This window comes from Nocardioides sp. P86 (genome assembly GCF_023712465.1).
GTDB classification, from domain to species: domain Bacteria; phylum Actinomycetota; class Actinomycetes; order Propionibacteriales; family Nocardioidaceae; genus Nocardioides; species Nocardioides kribbensis.
This window is the reverse complement of the sequence record NZ_JAMAYE010000003.1, coordinates 629,653-644,367: the sequence shown is the minus strand read 5'-3', so window position 1 is coordinate 644,367 and position 14,715 is coordinate 629,653. Positions and strand designations below refer to the sequence as shown.

The following is a 14,715-nucleotide window of genomic DNA, read 5'->3' as shown; positions in this document are numbered from 1 at the left end:
CCAGCGCCACCCCGTCGACCCGGAGGAAACCGTGAGCGAAGAGACCCTGTCCAACCTGTCCCGTGAGGACCGCTCCTTCGAGCCCCCGGCCGAGCTGGCCGCCGCGGCCAACGTGACGGCCGAGGCCTACGAGCGCGCCGCGGCCGACCCCGAGGCGTTCTGGGCCGAGCAGGCCGGCCGCCTCTCCTGGGAGCGCGAGTGGGACCAGGTGCTCGACTGGAGCAACCCGCCCTTCGCGAAGTGGTTCGTCGGCGGTCGCCTCAACGCCGCCTACAACTGCGTCGACCGCCACGTCGAGGCCGGCCGCGGCGACACCGTCGCCCTGCACTGGGTCGGCGAGCCCGAGGACGACACCCGTGACCTCACCTACGCCCAGCTCCAGGACGAGGTCAACCGGGCCGCCAACGCCCTGACCGCACTCGGCGTCGGCAGCGGCGACCGCGTCGCCATCTACATGCCGATGATCCCCGAGGCCGTCGTGGCCATGCTGGCCTGCGCCCGCCTCGGCGCTCCCCACACGGTGGTCTTCGGCGGCTTCTCCTCCGACGCCCTGGCCTCGCGCCTGGTCGACTGCGGCGCCAAGGTCGTCGTCACCTCCGACGGCGGCTACCGCCGCGGCGCGCCCTCGGCCCTCAAGCCGGCCGTCGACGAGGCCCGCGCCAAGGCCGCCGCGCAGGACTTCGAGGTCGAGCACGTGCTCGTCGTGCGCCGCACCGGCCAGGACGTGGCGTGGGACGACGCCGTCGACGTGTGGTGGCACGACGCCGTCGCCGGCGCCTCCACCGAGCACACCTGCGAGTTCTTCGACGCCGAGCACCCGCTCTACGTCATGTACACCTCCGGCACGACCGGCAAGCCCAAGGGCATCCTGCACACCACCGGCGGCTACCTCGTGGGCACCTCCTTCACCCACGACGCGGTCTTCGACCTCAAGCGCGACACCGACGTCTACTGGTGCACCGCCGACATCGGCTGGGTCACCGGGCACTCCTACATCGTCTACGGACCGCTCGCCAACGGCGCGACCCAGGTGATGTACGAGGGCACCCCCGACGCGCCCTTCAAGGGCCGCTGGTGGCAGATCGTGCAGGACTACAAGGTGACGATCTTCTACACCGCCCCCACCGCGATCCGGACCTTCATGAAGCAGGGCCGCGAGATCCCCGACGGCTTCGACCTCTCCTCGCTGCGCCTGCTCGGCTCGGTCGGTGAGTCGATCAACCCCGAGGCCTACATGTGGTACCGCGAGGTCATCGGCGGCGAGCGCTGCCCCATCGTCGACACCTGGTGGCAGACCGAGACCGGCGCGATCATGATCTCGCCGCTGCCCGGCGTCACCGCCGGCAAGCCCGGCTCCGCGATGACCCCGCTGCCCGGCATCGAGGCCGACGTCGTCGACGAGGCCGGTGAGTCGGTGCCCAACGGCTCCGGCGGCTACCTCGTGGTCAAGGGCCCCTGGCCCTCGATGCTGCGCACCCTGTGGGGCGACGACGACCGCTACGTCGACACCTACTGGAGCCGCTTCCGCAAGCAGGGCTACTACTTCGCGGGTGACGGCGCCAAGAAGGACGAGGACGGCGCGATCTGGCTGCTGGGCCGCGTCGACGACGTCATGAACGTCTCCGGGCACCGCCTCTCCACCACCGAGATCGAGTCGGCGCTGGTCTCGCACCCCAAGGTCGCCGAGGCCGCCGTGGTCGGTGCCGCCGACGAGACCACCGGGCAGGCGGTGTGCGCCTTCGTCATCCTGCGCGACTCCGCCGGCGACGGCGGCGAGGACATCGTCGAGGAGCTGCGCAAGCACGTCGCCAAGGAGATCGGCGCGATCGCCAAGCCGCGCCAGATCATGGTGGTGCCCGAGCTGCCCAAGACCCGCTCGGGCAAGATCATGCGGCGCCTGCTCAAGGACGTCGCCGAGAACCGCCAGGTCGGCGACGTCACCACGCTGGCCGACAGCTCGGTGATGGACCTCATCTCCTCGGGCCTGCAGTCGGGCAAGGCCGACGACTGACCCCGCCCGACCAGGCCCGACACGGCCCCACCCGAGCGACCCCGTCGTACGACGCACCGGCCGCCGCCGCCCGCGGGCGACGGCGGCCGGTGCGTGTCCGGCCCCGGACGGGTGGTCCGGGCGGGGCCCTGCCGCCGGTAGCCTGTTGAACAGGTGAGCCGGGAAGTCTGGTCGGCGCTCGCCCCGCCGACCCCTGAGGAGCCCCGTGCCCGACGCCCAGCAGCCCACTCCCCCGCCCGGTCCGACACCCGACCCGGCCCCGGGTCGCCAGCGCCTCTTCGCCCGCGGCTCCTTCCTGGAGCACTCCCGCGTCGCGGAGATCCTCCGCGCCGAGACCACCGGCGGCATGCTGCTCATCGCGGGGGCCGTGGTCGCCATCGTGTGGGCCAACACCCCCTGGGCCTCGGTCTACGAGTCGATCCGCGACTACAGCGTCGGGCCCTCGGCGCTGCACCTCGACCTCTCCCTCGGCACCTGGGCGGCCGACGGGCTGCTGGCGATCTTCTTCTTCGTGGCCGGCCTGGAGCTCAAGCGCGAGTTCGTCGCGGGAGACCTCCGCGACCCGCGCCGCGCGGCGCTCCCGGTCGCGGCGGCCGTCGGCGGCATGGCCGTGCCGGCCCTGGTCTTCGTGCTGTGGAACCTCGGCGGTGACGGCGACCTGCGCGGCTGGGCCATCCCCACCGCCACCGACATCGCCTTCGCCGTGGCGATCCTGGCCGTCATCAGCACCCACCTGCCCTCGGGCCTGCGCACCTTCCTGCTGACCCTCGCGGTCGTCGACGACCTGCTGGCCATCACCATCATCGCGATCTTCTACACCAGCGAGCTCGACATGACCTTCCTCGCGCTCGCCCTGGTGCCGATCGCGGCCTTCGCCCTGCTGGTGCAGAAGCGGGTGTGGAAGGGCTGGCTGCTCATCCCCCTCGCCGTCGTGGCCTGGGCCCTGGTGCACGAGTCGGGCGTGCACGCCACGGTCGCGGGCGTGCTGCTCGGTTTCACCGTGCCGGTCCTGCGCCGCGACGGCCAGGAGGGCCCGGGCCTGGCCGAGCACCTTGAGCACCTCGTGCGCCCCATCAGCGCCGGTGTCGCCGTGCCCGTCTTCGCCTTCTTCGCCGCGGGCGTGACCGTCGGCGGGCTCAGCGGGCTGGTCGACTCCCTCGGCGACCCGGTCGCCCTCGGCATCGTCACCGGCCTGGTGGTGGGCAAGACCGTCGGCATCGTCGGCTCGACCTGGCTGCTGTCGACCTTCACCCGCGCCGACCTCGACGACGACCTGACCTGGGTCGACGTGCTCGGCATGTCGATGCTCGCAGGGATCGGCTTCACGGTCTCGCTGCTCATCGGCGAGCTCGCCTTCGGCCAGGGCTCCGAGCGCGACGACCACGTCAAGGTCGGTGTGCTGGTCGGCTCGGTGATCGCCACGCTGCTGGCCACCGTCGTCCTGCGCGGGCGCAACCGGGTCTACCGGCGCCTGTGCGAGGAGGAGGCCGAGGACCGCGACCTCGACGGCATCCCCGACGTCTTCCAGCGCGGCGAGCCCGGCACGCGCTGAGCCCCGGCCCCGGCCTCACCCCCACGGTGGTGAGGCCGGGGGCCCGCGTTCTGTAGGGTCGGGCGGAGCAGTCACACACGTCGACGTCGGCACGCACGGCGCTGGAGCAGCGGGAGCACCCACACATGGCCATCGAACCGGTCAAGGACACCGACCCCACCATCGGCAAGCTGGTGGCCGACGCCAGCCGCGACATCTCCACCCTGGTCTCCAAGGAGATCGAGCTGGCGAAGTCGGAGCTGAAGGTCAGCGTCAAGGCCGGCGGTGTCGGCATCGGTCTCTTCGTGGCCGCCGGCGGCCTCGCCGTGCTGGCCGTCATCATGCTCTCGGTGGCCTTCGCCTACCTCATCAACTGGAACGGCGACGGCCTGGCCCTGCACTGGGCCTTCCTCATCGTCTTCGGCGCCTACCTGCTCCTCGCCGGCCTCCTCGCCTTCGTCGGAGTGAAGAAGGTCAAGCAGGTGCGCGCCCCCGAGAAGGCCATCGCCCAGGGCAAGGAGATCCCCCGCGCCCTCAAGGGCCAGGCCTGAGCCAGGCCCTAGCCAGGCCCGGGTCAGGCCTGGGGCGCGCCCCGGGTCGGTCCCGGGTCCTGGCCCCGGCGCGGGTCTCAGCCCGCGCAGTCGCCGGTGTCGACGGCCGACGCCGTGCCCCGGCCCCGCGCCGCGGTGTCGGCGACCTGGCCCGCCGTGAGCGCGTAGCCGGTGTCGTCGTCGGTCACCGAGGCGGCGAAGACGAGGCCCACGACGTCGCCGTCGCGGGCGACGATCGGGCCGCCGGAGTTGCCCGGGCGCACCAGCCCGCGCAGCGAGTAGACCTCGCGGATGACGGTGCCCTCGCCGTAGATGTCGGGTGAGCGCAGCCGCTGCTCGGAGCGGATCCGACCGGCCTGCTGGTCGTAGGGGCCGTCCTGGGGGTAGCCCAGGATCGCCACCGGGTCGCCCTCGGCCGCGGAGTCGTCGAGCGCGAGCGCGGCGCGGTCGCCGTCGAAGGCGATGACCGCGACGTCGACGTCGGGGTTGTAGACCACGACCTCGCCCGGCACCGACACGTCGCCCAGCATCACCTGGGGCTCGTCGACGCCGGCCACGACGTGGGCGTTGGTGAGCAGCCGGTCGCGGCCGTCGCCGAGGTCGGTGGCGTAGACGAAGCCGCTGCCCTCCACCCCTCGCCCGCAGGCGTTGGTGGCGCGCACCTTGAGCACGCTCGCGGCCGCGGCCTGGACGCCGGGGCGCGAGAGCATCCGCTGGTCGCCCGGGGCGACCTCGACGATCCGCTCGGGTGCGAAGGGCTCGAGGTAGCGCGGGAAGAAGCTCGTGCCGACCACGTCGTTGAAGGCCTGGAGCACGCCGCCGGCCGCACGCGGCAGCACGCCGTCGACCTTGGCGAGCACCTCCGAGCTGCGCACCAGCGGCGTCACGCCGTCGATGCGCGAGCCCGAGACGGCCACGCCCAGCGCCCAGGCGACCAGCAGCACCGCGGCGCCGCTGAGGGCCGCGCCGCCCACGGCGTCGACCGCGCGGGCCGGCTGCCAGGTGATGCGCGAGCGCAGCCGGGCCCCGGCGTACTGCAGCGCGGCCTGGCCGAGCGAGGCCGCGAGGATCACGATGAAGAGCGCGCCGAGGGAGACCAGCAGCGAGGGGGCGGCGTCGCCCAGGGCGACCGGGGCCAGCCACACGCCGAGCAGGCCGCCGAGCAGCAGCCCGCCGGTGGCGAAGGCGCCGGTGATGAAGCCCTGCCAGTAGCCGGAGAGGGCGTAGGCGAGCACCAGCACCACGAGCAGCCAGTCGAGCAGGTTCATGGGGTCCTAGATGTCCTCGTGCGCCTCGGCGCGGTCCTCGATGTCCAGCATCCGCCCCTGTCGGGGCCGCGGCGCGCCCGCCACCATGTGCTCGGGCAGGTCCTGCATCCGCGAGGTGTCCCACGGACGGGTCCAGCCCAGGTGGTCGAAGAGCCTCGAGACGATACCGCCCGTGAAGCCCCACAGCACGACGTCGTGCTCGGGGCCGATGAGGAAGCCGGGGCCGGTGAAGCCCGCGGGGTGACGCACCTGCACGCGCTGGGTGGGGTCGAGCAGGTCCTCGATGGCGACGCGGTGGATCGCGTGGACCTCGGCGCGGCTGGCGATGCGCACGGCGACGTCGGCGCACCACCCGAGCACCGGGGTGACCGCGAAGTTGCTCGGCGGCAGCCACAGCTCGGGCAGCCGCCCGAAGAGCTCGACCGAGGCCGGGTCGAGGCCGACCTCCTCGTCGGCCTCGCGCAGCGCGGCCTCCTCGACGCTCTCGCCGGGGTCGACGGAGCCGCCGGGGAAGGAGACCTGGCCGGGGTGGGAGCGCATGTCGTGGGCACGCTCGGTCAGCAGCAGCTCGCCGCCGCGCTCGCCCTCGGCGAAGAGCATGAGCACGGCGCCCTGCCGGGCGCTGCCGTCGGCGGGCGGGGTGAAGCGGGTGAGCTGCTCGGCGGTGATCTCCGAGGCGCCGCGCCTGACCGGCTCGAGCCAGTCGGGGATCACGCGGGTCCCTGGGTCTTCAGCAGCGCGCGGGCCGCCTCGGGGTCGGTGGGCCCCTCCCCGAAGGCCGGGCACCAGCGCGCGACCGGGCAGGCACCGCAGGCGGGCTTCTTGGCGTGGCAGCAGCGCCGGCCGTGCCAGATCAGCCGGTGGCTGAGCATCGTCCAGTCGCGCTTCGGGAAGAGCGCGCCGATCGCGTGCTCGACCTTGACCGGGTCGGTCTCGCTGGTCCAGCCCAGGCGGCGGGCGAGGCGCCCGAAGTGGGTGTCGACGGTGATGCCCGGCACGTCGAAGGCGTTGCCGAGCACGACGTTGGCGGTCTTGCGACCCACGCCGGGCAGCTTCACCAGGTCGTCGAGACGGCCGGGCACCTCGCCGCCGTGGTCCTCGACCAGCGCCGCGCTGAGCTTGAGCAGCGACTCGGTCTTGGCCCGGAAGAAGCCCAGCGGCCCGACGATGCCCTCGAGGGCCGAGCGGTCGGCCGCGGCCATGGCGCGGGCGTCGGGGTAGGCCGCGAAGAGGGTCGGGCGCACGGCGTTGACCCGACGGTCGGTGGTCTGCGCCGAGAGCACGGTGACCACGAGCAGCTGGAAGGCGTCGTCGAAGTCGAGCTCGCAGCCCGCCTCGGGATAGGTCTCGGCCAGGGTGCGGTCGATCTTGCGGGCTCGACGCACCAGGCCGGTGGGGGTCTCGACGGCGGGCACCGGGTCAGCGTACGAGACCGTGCCGACACCGGGCCGACCCCGCACCGACCCCGGACCCACCCCGCAACGGTCCCGGGGGCTCGCCGCGCCGAGGCCGGATTGCCCCTGTGAGGTTCCACACGGATAGGATCGTCGCGGTGGCTCTGCGCACGGCGGGCACAGATTCTGGAGGTTCCGTGGACAACGACGTACTTCGTCAGGCCCCGCTCTTCAGCGCCCTCGACGACGAGGCGGCCTCCGCGCTGCGCGCCTCGATGACCGAGGGCCGGATGCGGCGCTCCGAGGTGCTCTTCCACGAGGGCGACTCCGGCGACAAGCTCTACATCGTGCTCGACGGCAAGGTGAAGCTCGGCCGCACCTCCTCCGACGGCCGGGAGAACCTCCTCGCCGTGCTCGGCCCCGGCCAGATGTTCGGCGAGCTGTCGCTCTTCGACCCCGGCCCGCGCTCGGCCACCGTCACCGCCGTCACCGACGTCACCTACGCCTCGCTCTCCCACGAGGACCTGCTGCGCTGGCTCGAGGGCCGCCCCGTCGTCGCCCGCGGCCTGCTCACCCAGCTGGCCGGTCGGCTGCGCAAGGCCAACGACGTCGTCGCCGACCTCGTCTTCTCCGACGTGCCCGGCCGCGTCGCCAAGGCGCTGCTCGACCTCGCCGACCGCTTCGGCCGCACCGCCGACGACGGCGTCCACGTGCACCACGACCTCACCCAGGAGGAGCTCGCCCAGCTGGTCGGTGCCTCCCGCGAGACGGTCAACAAGGCGCTCGCCGACTTCGCCTCCCGCGGCTGGCTGCGCCTGGAGCCCCGCTCCGTCGTCATCATGGACGTCGAGCGCCTCTCTCGCCGCGCCCGCTGACCCCCGCCCCACCCCTCGCCGCCGCGCGGACCCTCGCTCGACCCGCCCGCCGCTGCACCGATCACGCAATTGCGCGACGGTGCGCATCACTGCCCATCGCAAGTGCGCCAGTTGCGCGACCAGGGCGCGCCCCGGGCTGCGCGGACCGCGCAAAGCTCCGAGCGGTGGGCCGCGTCAGGCGCGCCATTGCGCCGTTTGCGCACCTCAGGTGGGGAAGTACCGCTTCCAGGTCTCGTCCAGAGGCGGCACGTCGGGCCAGCCGCGCTCGACCAGCTGGCGACGGATCCGCTCCAGCGTGCGGCCCGGCTCGGCGAAGAGTCCGGACGCGGTGACGACGAGTATCCGGTACCCCGCATCGTCGAGCTCCTCGCGGCGCACCAGGTCGGACTGCCACTGCCGAGCGTCGTCGGCGTGCTGTCGCCCGTCGTACTCGAGGACGAGCCGCACCAGCTCGTAGCAGAGGTCGAAGCGCCGCCACCACGAGCCGTCGTCGTGGCGGAGCACGACGTTCACCGAGGGCTCGGGAAGCCCCGCGAGCACGATCAGCAGACGGGTCCGTGTCTCCTGCGGGGAGTCGACTCCGTCGCGGACGTACGCCGCCGCCTCGCGCGCCGCCGGGGCGTAGTACTCCGTGCTGCGGTCGCACGCCGCCCGGAGCTGGGCCGCCGTGACACCGCGCCGCGCGACCAACGCGTCACCGAGCACGACGAGGTCGACCAGGGCCAAGGACCCCGCGAGCTGGATGAACGTGACCACCGGCGGGGTGGCGCGCACGCCTCGCGCCGTCATCACCGCCCGACCACGACCGGTGACGTGGGTCTTCAGGCCCGGGCGCGGCCGTCGGTGGCAGGCCTTGACCACCGTGACGTGCTCGAAGGGGTGCTCGGGCACCGGCAGGCCCCAGAGCCTGGCGGCGCTGAAGTGGCTGGCGTACGCCGACGCCGGGTGGAGCGCCAGCGCGGCCCGGATGGGGGTGTCGTCGTCCACGGCCTCGGTGTGCACCCACACCGACCGCAGCACCTGCCGGTAGCACCGCCGGCGCAGCTCGACGACCGAGTGGCCCGCGGCCAGGAACGCCGCCGTCGTGAAGGGTCGCCCGAGGTCCAGGCCGACGGGGCCGCCGGCCCCCTGTCCGGAGCGGGGGTCGGGGTCGGAGTCGGGGGCGGGCACAGCCGGTGGGGTCGATCGGTCCATACGCACGTCCTGCCCGTTCCGCCGCGACCGCTCCCAGCTCCTCCACAGCCCGGTGGCACCCGGGGGCCGGTCGGGCCGCCACCGCCGGCCGGAGGTGCCCGAACCAGGAGCCGACAGCGGGCCAGCCGCCACCGCGCACGCGCAGATGACGGCCCCGGCACGTCTTCCGAGCTTTGCGCCGGTTCGAACGTCCGGGCCGCCTCAGGACTGCGCCAGCCACGCAAAGCAGGAGGGGCGGCCACCCCGCACGGGCGCAATTGCGCGGTCTGTGCGTCCCGATCACGCAATTGCGCGGTCCACGCGTCCCGATCGCGCAATTGCCTCGCTCGCGCACTCGGCGCACTCGGCGCGGTCGGCGCGGACCCGGGGCGTCGTACGCCGCTAGCGCCCCGGGCGCCCGTGCTCCAGGTAGGCCAACTGGGCGCGCACGGACAGCTCGGCGGCCCCCCAGAGCACGGGGTCGACGTCGGCGTAGACGACCTCGACGACGCGGCGGGCGAGGTCGTCGGCGGCCCGCTCGGAGGGGCTGAGCGTGGCCAGGGCTGCCTCGACCTGCTCGAGGCGCGAGCGGCGGTGGGTGCGGTAGTGGTCGAGCACGGGCAGCGCCTGCTCGATGACCGGGCCGTGGCCGGGCCAGATCGCGGCGAGGTCGCGCTCGGAGGCCAGGGCGTGCAGCCGGTCGAGGGAGTCGAGGTAGGCCCCCAGACGGCCGTCGGGGTGGGCGACCACGGTCGTGCCGCGCCCCAGCACGGTGTCGCCGGTGAGCACGGCGGCCTCGGCGGGCAGCCAGAAGGACAGCGAGTCGGCGGTGTGGCCGGGCGTCGCCACCACCCGCACCTCGAGGCCGTCGACCTCCACGACGTCGCCGTCGCCCAGGCCCTCGGCGCCCAGGCAGAGCGCGGGGTCGAGGGCACGGACCCCGCAGCCCATCCGCTCGGCGAACTCGCGGGCCGCCTCGGCGTGGTCGTGGTGGTGGTGGGTCAGCAGCACCAGTCCGACCTCCCCCGCCGCCTCGGCGACGGCGTCGAGGTGGGAGGCGATCGACGGGCCGGGGTCGACGACGACCGCGCGGGAGGCGCCCGGCTCGCGCAGCACCCAGGTGTTGGTGCCGTCGAGGGTCATCAGGTCGGCGTTGGGCGCGAGCACGCAGCGGGCGCGCTCGCCGAAGGATCCCCCGGCCCACTCACCGAGCGGCACTACCACCGCTCAGTCCCCCCGCTGGGCCCGTCGGGCGGCGACCAGGGGCCGCATCCGCTCGGGCATCGACAGCGTCCAGCCCTCGCCCAGCGGCTCGACGGTGGGGGTGAACATCGCGACCGAGCGCGACCCGGCCACGTGGAGCACCTCGTGCGGGTCGGCGTGGTCGCCGACCTCGAGGCAGGTGAGGTACGTCGGCGGCATCATCGCCAGCTCGCCGGCGTCGGCCCGGTCGGCGGCGACGCCGGCCGGCAGCCAGGTCACCGACGAGGACTCGCTCGACACGTCGCGGGTGCGCTGGCCCTCGGGCAGGAGCGCGACGAAGAACCAGGTGCGGTAGCGGCGCGGCTCGAAGACCGGGGTCAGCCACGCGTCCCAGACGCCGAGCAGGTCGGTGCGCAGCACGAGCCCGCGGCGCGTCAGCAGGTCGGTGAGCGCGAGCTCGCGCGCCTCGAGGGCCACGCGGTCGGCCTCCCAGTCCGCCGAGGTGGTGTCGGCGACGACGTCGTCCACGGAGGGCCCGGCGAGCAGCACGCCCGACTCCTCGAAGGTCTCGCGCACGGCAGCGCAGACCAGGGCGCGCGCCTTGTCCTCGTCGCAGCCCAGCCGCTCGGCCCACTGCGTGGGTGTCGGTCCGGCCCAGGCGACCTCGGCGTCGAAGTCGCGGGGGTCGACCCCGCCGCCCGGGAAGACGGCCATGCCGCTGGCGAAGGCCATCGTGGCCTGGCGCCGCAGCAGGTAGACCTCCGGGCCCCGCTCCCCGCCCCGCAGCAGCACGACGGTGGCCGCGTCGCGCGGCTCGACCGGCTCGCGGCGGCCCGCGGCGTACTCCAGCGCAACGGTCGCGACCTCGTCGGGCAGCGGCACGGGCGGGAGCGGGATCCGCATCAGGGGGCCACTTCCACCATGATCTCGACCTCGACGGGGGCGTCCAGCGGCAGCACCGGCACCCCCACGGCGGAGCGGGCGTGCACGCCGGCGTCGCCGAACACCTCGCCGAGCAGCTCCGAGGCACCGTTGGCGACCTGGGGCTGGCCGGTGAAGTCGGGGGTGGAGGCCACGAAGGCGACGACCTTGACGACGCGCACGACGCGCGAGAGGTCGCCGACCTCGGAGCGCACCGCGGCGATGGCGTTGAGCGCGCACTGCTGCGCGCAGGCGTAGGCCTCCTCCACGGTGACCTCGCCGCCGACCTTGCCGGTGGCCATGAGCTCGCCGCTGCGCATCGGCAGCTGCCCGGAGGTCAGCACCAGGTCGCCGGTGCGCACGACGGGCACGTAGACGGCCACGGGGGCGGCGACCTCGGGCACCGCCAGCCCCATCGCGGCCAGCCGCTCCTCGGGGGAGGTCCCCTGGGAGGTCACTGGGCGGGTCGCTTGAGGAAGGCGATCAGCCCGCCCTGGGCGTTGGTCTGGATGGTCACCAGCTCCCAGCCGTCCTGGCCGAAGTTGTTGAGCATGAGCGCTTCGTTGTGGAGCGGAATCGGCGCCACCTGGTACTCCCACTTGGTCATGCTCCGCACCCTACTCACGTCGCTGGGCCCGGACGGAGCACACGACGGGCCCGAGCCCGATCGCGCCCGTTCCGACACCCGAGCCTGTGGTTTTACCTGCGAACGTCTTGACGGACGGACGTGACCTGCCTCACTCTCGTCCGGAGGCCACGGGGGGTGGCCCACCCTCGGCCGCTCCGGCCACTGCTCGAAGGAAGTCCACATGTTCCTCATCGCCGTGACGTCGTGCCCCACGGGCATCGCGCACACCTACATGGCCGCCGAGGCCCTGGAGACCGCCGCCCGCGAGGCCGGCCACGAGATCGTGGTCGAGACCCAGGGCGCCGGCGGCGCGGTGCGCGTCAGCCAGGCCGACCTCGACCGCGCCGACGCCGTCATCCTCGCCGCCGACGTCGAGGTGCGCGACAAGCACCGCTTCACCGGCCTGCCCACGGTCGTCTCCGGCGTCAAGCGCGGCATCAGCGACCCCGCCGGGCTCATCCGCGAGGCCGAGGCCGCCGCCCGCGCCGGGGTCCGCACGAGCACCGCCACGAGCACCGCCACCAGCACCGTGCCGGGCGCCGCCGCGGCGCCCGCGACGAAGGTCGAGGCCGGCGGGTCGGTCGGCTCGCGGGTGCGCCAGTGGCTGATGACGGGGGTCAGCTACATGATCCCCTTCGTCGCCGCCGGCGGCATCATGATCGCGCTCGGCTTCATGCTCGCCCGGATCGCCGGAGGCGACCAGGGCGCCGTCGAGGTCACCCAGATCCCCGTCACCGACCTCATCGCGGGCTTCGACCCCACCTCCGGCATGGAGTGGGCCGCGCTGCTCTTCCAGGGCGGCGTGGCGGCGTTCGGCTTCCTGGTCGCGGTGCTGGCGGGGTTCATCGCCTACGCGATCGCCGACCGACCCGGGCTCGCGCCGGGCTTCGTCGCCGGAGCCCTCTCCGGCGTCGTCGGCGCCGGCTTCCTCGGCGGCCTGGTCGGCGGCTTCGTGGCCGGCTTCCTCGCCCTGGGCATCAGCCGTCTGCGCGTGCCCAAGGCCGTCGCCAGCCTCATGCCCGTCGTGGTCACCCCGCTGCTGGCCACCTTCGCCACCACGGTCGTGATGCTGCTGGTGATCGGTCGCCCGCTGGCCAGCGTGCAGACCGGCCTCACCGACGGCCTCGACAGCCTCAGCGGCGGCTCGATCGCCGTGCTCGGCGTCGTGCTCGGCCTGATGATGGCCTTCGACATGGGCGGCCCCGTCAACAAGACCGCCTACGTCTTCGCCACCGGCGGCCTCACCGCCTCGGCCATCGCCGACTCCAGCGCCGCCCTGACCGTCATGGCCGTTGTGATGGCCGCCGGCATGACCCCGCCGCTGGGCCTCGCCCTGGCCACCGTCGTGCGCAAGCACCTCTTCACCGAGGCCGAGCGGGAGAACGGCAAGGCCGCCTGGCTGCTCGGCGCCTCCTTCATCACCGAGGGCGCGATCCCCTTCGCCGCCGCCGACCCGCTGCGGGTGATCCCCTCGATCATGGTCGGCTCGGGCGTCACCGGCGGCCTGGTCGCCGCCTTCGGCAGCAAGCTCGCCGCGCCCCACGGCGGCATCTGGGTCACCCCGCTCATCAGCGGCATCCCCGGCTACCTCGTGGCCGTCGTGGTCGGCACCCTCGTGACCGCCGCCCTGGTGGTCGTCTCCAAGTCGCTGGGCCGCGGCCGCCAGGCTGTGCGCACCGCCGACGAGGAGCTCGCCCTGGTCGCCTGACCGCGCGCCGTCGGCGCAGGTCGGCCCCACTCTCCGCGGGCCCCGGGAGCAGCCCTCCCGGGGTCCGTGGCACGTCCGGGCCCGGCGCTCACAGGAAGGGCAGGTACGGCGCGAGCACGCCGCGCAGCTCGTTGAGCGCGAGTGCGGCGAAGAGCACCGCGCACAGCACCAGCAGCGAGTTGGAGAGCCAGCCGTTGCGCCACTGCTGCGGCACCTCGGTGTGCTCCAGCGCACCGTCGCGGCGCCGGTTGAGCAGCACCAGCAGGGTCACGGCGAGGAACGGCATGAAGAAGGCACCGAGCACGCCGTAGGCCAGGATCAGCCCCACCGGCCGGTCGAGCAGGAGCAGCAGCATCGGCGGGAAGGTCAGCCACAGCATGTAGGCGCGGAAGTACCGGCCACCGGTGCGGGTCGCCGGGTGGCCCGAGGGCAGGTCGCGCAGGTTGCCCCAGAAGTCGGCGAACATCAGGCTCACCCCGCTCCAGACCCCGATGAGCGAGGAGAACGACGAGGCCCAGAAGCCGACGAGGAACACCACGCCGAAGACCTCGCCGTAGCGGTCCTGCAGCACGTCGGCGAGCTGCACGAGGCCCTGGTCGCCGGAGTCGATGGCGATGCCGGCGGAGTAGAGCAGCTCCGCGCCGACGATCAGCATCGAGACCACGAAGATCCCGGTCACGGCGTAGGCCACGCCGTTGTCGATGCGCATGACCTTCATGAAGCGCGGGGTGTCCCAGCCCTTCTCGCGCAGCCAGTAGCCGTAGGCGGCCAGCGTGATGGTGCCGCCGACGCCGCCCGCGATCCCCAGCACGTTGATGACCGAGTCGTCGGGGAAGATCGGGCGCAGGCCGAGCACGACCTCGCCGAGGTTGGGCAGCGTCAGCGCCGCCGCGCCCACCACGGCGACGAACATCATCGCCACGAAGACCGTGATCACCTTCTCGAAGGTGCGGTAGGAGCCGAACCACACCAGCGCCAGGCCCACCAGCCCCGAGGCCACCGCGGTCCAGCGCAGCGACAGGTCGGGGAAGAGTGCCACCAGCGGCAGCGCCGTCGACGACATCGCCGTCGCGCCGTAGACCAGGCCCCAGACCACGATGTACGGCGCGAAGTACCAGGTCGTCCACCGGCCGAGGCTGCGCCAGCCCTCGAAGATGGTGCGCCCCGTGGCCAGCGAGTAGCGCCCGGCGCCCTCGACGAGCACCACCTTGATCACCGCCCCCAGCACGGCCACCCACAGCAGCGTGTAGCCGAACTTCGAGCCGGCCACCAGGGTCGCCACCAGGTCGGCGGCACCGACGCCGGTGGCGGCCACCACCAGCCCCGGGCCGACCACCTTCCAGCGTGGCGCCCGGTCGGCGGCGGGCGGGGCGGAGCCGGTGCGGTCCGCGGCGGTCATCGACGGGTCCCGAGAAGAGCCATCGCCCCATCATGTCCCACCCCTAGGGCGTC

The 14,715-nt window shown here is 73.6% G+C and carries 14 protein-coding genes; 5 read left to right on the top strand and 9 right to left on the bottom strand.

All coding sequences use genetic code 11. The annotated features are described in order from the left end of the window. Window positions 1–31 precede the first annotated feature (31 nt). From acs to M3673_RS16390, 3 genes are all read left to right on the top strand, one after another. Window positions 32–2,011 carry an acetate--CoA ligase gene (acs, locus tag M3673_RS16400; RefSeq protein WP_251534952.1) on the top strand — a complete coding sequence of 660 codons (1,980 nt, stop codon included), beginning with the start codon at window positions 32–34 and terminating at the stop codon, window positions 2,009–2,011. A gap of 205 nt (window positions 2,012–2,216) precedes the next feature. Then, a complete protein-coding gene (nhaA, locus tag M3673_RS16395; protein ID WP_251534950.1) occupies window positions 2,217–3,563 on the top strand; it encodes a Na+/H+ antiporter NhaA in 1,347 nt (448 codons plus the stop codon). A 125-nt stretch (window positions 3,564–3,688) separates the two neighbouring features. Continuing rightward, window positions 3,689–4,093 (top strand): phage holin family protein, encoded by a 405-nt coding sequence (locus M3673_RS16390; RefSeq protein ID WP_056863175.1) that lies wholly within the window; start codon window positions 3,689–3,691, stop codon window positions 4,091–4,093. Between the two features lie 77 nt (window positions 4,094–4,170). On the opposite strand, the gene M3673_RS16385 is transcribed toward M3673_RS16390, so the two are convergent. The 3 genes from M3673_RS16385 to nth are packed head-to-tail and all read right to left on the bottom strand — an operon-like array spanning window position 4,171 to window position 6,776. Then, a complete protein-coding gene (locus M3673_RS16385) occupies window positions 4,171–5,361 on the bottom strand; it encodes a MarP family serine protease (protein WP_056863174.1) in 1,191 nt (396 codons plus the stop codon). 6 nt (window positions 5,362–5,367) lie between these two features. Next, window positions 5,368–6,075: a CoA pyrophosphatase gene (locus M3673_RS16380; protein WP_251534949.1), complete on the bottom strand. Its 708-nt coding sequence runs from the start codon at window positions 6,073–6,075 to the stop codon at window positions 5,368–5,370. After that, the gene (nth, locus tag M3673_RS16375; RefSeq protein ID WP_251534948.1) at window positions 6,072–6,776 is read right to left on the bottom strand and encodes an endonuclease III; all 705 of its coding nucleotides are present in this window, start codon (window positions 6,774–6,776) and stop codon (window positions 6,072–6,074) included. The genes M3673_RS16380 and nth overlap by 4 nt, the downstream gene beginning before the upstream one ends. A 176-nt stretch (window positions 6,777–6,952) precedes the next feature. Between nth and M3673_RS16370 the strand changes: the two genes are divergently transcribed. Then, window positions 6,953–7,630: a Crp/Fnr family transcriptional regulator gene (locus tag M3673_RS16370; protein ID WP_056863171.1), complete on the top strand. Its 678-nt coding sequence runs from the start codon at window positions 6,953–6,955 to the stop codon at window positions 7,628–7,630. A 204-nt stretch (window positions 7,631–7,834) separates the two neighbouring features. Here the strand turns inward: M3673_RS16370 and M3673_RS16365 are convergent, their stop codons facing one another. The 5 genes from M3673_RS16365 to M3673_RS16345 all read right to left on the bottom strand — a co-directional run bounded on the left by M3673_RS16365 (window position 7,835) and on the right by M3673_RS16345 (window position 11,534). Continuing rightward, complete coding sequence (locus M3673_RS16365) at window positions 7,835–8,824, bottom strand: DUF559 domain-containing protein (RefSeq protein ID WP_251534947.1); 990 nt, start codon at window positions 8,822–8,824, stop codon at window positions 7,835–7,837. A gap of 381 nt (window positions 8,825–9,205) precedes the next feature. Further along, window positions 9,206–10,027: an MBL fold metallo-hydrolase gene (locus M3673_RS16360; RefSeq protein WP_308196167.1), complete on the bottom strand. Its 822-nt coding sequence runs from the start codon at window positions 10,025–10,027 to the stop codon at window positions 9,206–9,208. A 3-nt stretch (window positions 10,028–10,030) separates the two neighbouring features. Beyond that, complete coding sequence (locus tag M3673_RS16355; protein WP_251534946.1) at window positions 10,031–10,909, bottom strand: NUDIX hydrolase; 879 nt, start codon at window positions 10,907–10,909, stop codon at window positions 10,031–10,033. After that, window positions 10,909–11,385 carry a RidA family protein gene (locus M3673_RS16350; RefSeq protein ID WP_200918976.1) on the bottom strand — a complete coding sequence of 159 codons (477 nt, stop codon included), beginning with the start codon at window positions 11,383–11,385 and terminating at the stop codon, window positions 10,909–10,911. The genes M3673_RS16355 and M3673_RS16350 overlap by 1 nt, the downstream gene beginning before the upstream one ends. Then, on the bottom strand, window positions 11,382–11,534 hold the full coding sequence (locus M3673_RS16345) for a hypothetical protein (protein WP_165699027.1): 153 nt from the start codon (window positions 11,532–11,534) through the stop codon (window positions 11,382–11,384). Before M3673_RS16345 ends, M3673_RS16350 begins: the two co-directional genes overlap by 4 nt. Window positions 11,535–11,736: 202 nt before the next feature. On the opposite strand from M3673_RS16345, the gene M3673_RS16340 reads away from it, so the two are divergent. Further along, a complete protein-coding gene (locus M3673_RS16340; protein ID WP_056863168.1) occupies window positions 11,737–13,263 on the top strand; it encodes a PTS fructose transporter subunit IIC in 1,527 nt (508 codons plus the stop codon). 88 nt (window positions 13,264–13,351) lie between these two features. Here M3673_RS16340 and M3673_RS16335 read toward each other — a convergent pair whose 3' ends face one another. Next, window positions 13,352–14,662, bottom strand: a complete 1,311-nt coding sequence (locus tag M3673_RS16335) for an Nramp family divalent metal transporter (RefSeq protein WP_251534945.1) — start codon at window positions 14,660–14,662, stop codon at window positions 13,352–13,354. Window positions 14,663–14,715: the final 53 nt, after the last annotated feature.

Excerpts from the sequence above, each read along its gene's own strand:
- M3673_RS16385 (WP_056863174.1), bottom strand. The coding sequence starts at position 5,361 with ATGAACCTGCTCGACTGGCTGCTCGTGGTGCTGGTGCTCGCCTACGCC.
- M3673_RS16390 (WP_056863175.1), top strand. The coding sequence starts at position 3,689 with ATGGCCATCGAACCGGTCAAGGACACCGACCCCACCATCGGCAAGCTG.
- M3673_RS16365 (WP_251534947.1), bottom strand. The coding sequence starts at position 8,824 with ATGGACCGATCGACCCCACCGGCTGTGCCCGCCCCCGACTCCGACCCC.
- M3673_RS16340 (WP_056863168.1), top strand. The coding sequence starts at position 11,737 with ATGTTCCTCATCGCCGTGACGTCGTGCCCCACGGGCATCGCGCACACC.
- M3673_RS16355 (WP_251534946.1), bottom strand. The coding sequence starts at position 10,909 with ATGCGGATCCCGCTCCCGCCCGTGCCGCTGCCCGACGAGGTCGCGACC.
- M3673_RS16335 (WP_251534945.1), bottom strand. The coding sequence starts at position 14,662 with ATGACCGCCGCGGACCGCACCGGCTCCGCCCCGCCCGCCGCCGACCGG.
- M3673_RS16345 (WP_165699027.1), bottom strand. The coding sequence starts at position 11,534 with ATGACCAAGTGGGAGTACCAGGTGGCGCCGATTCCGCTCCACAACGAA.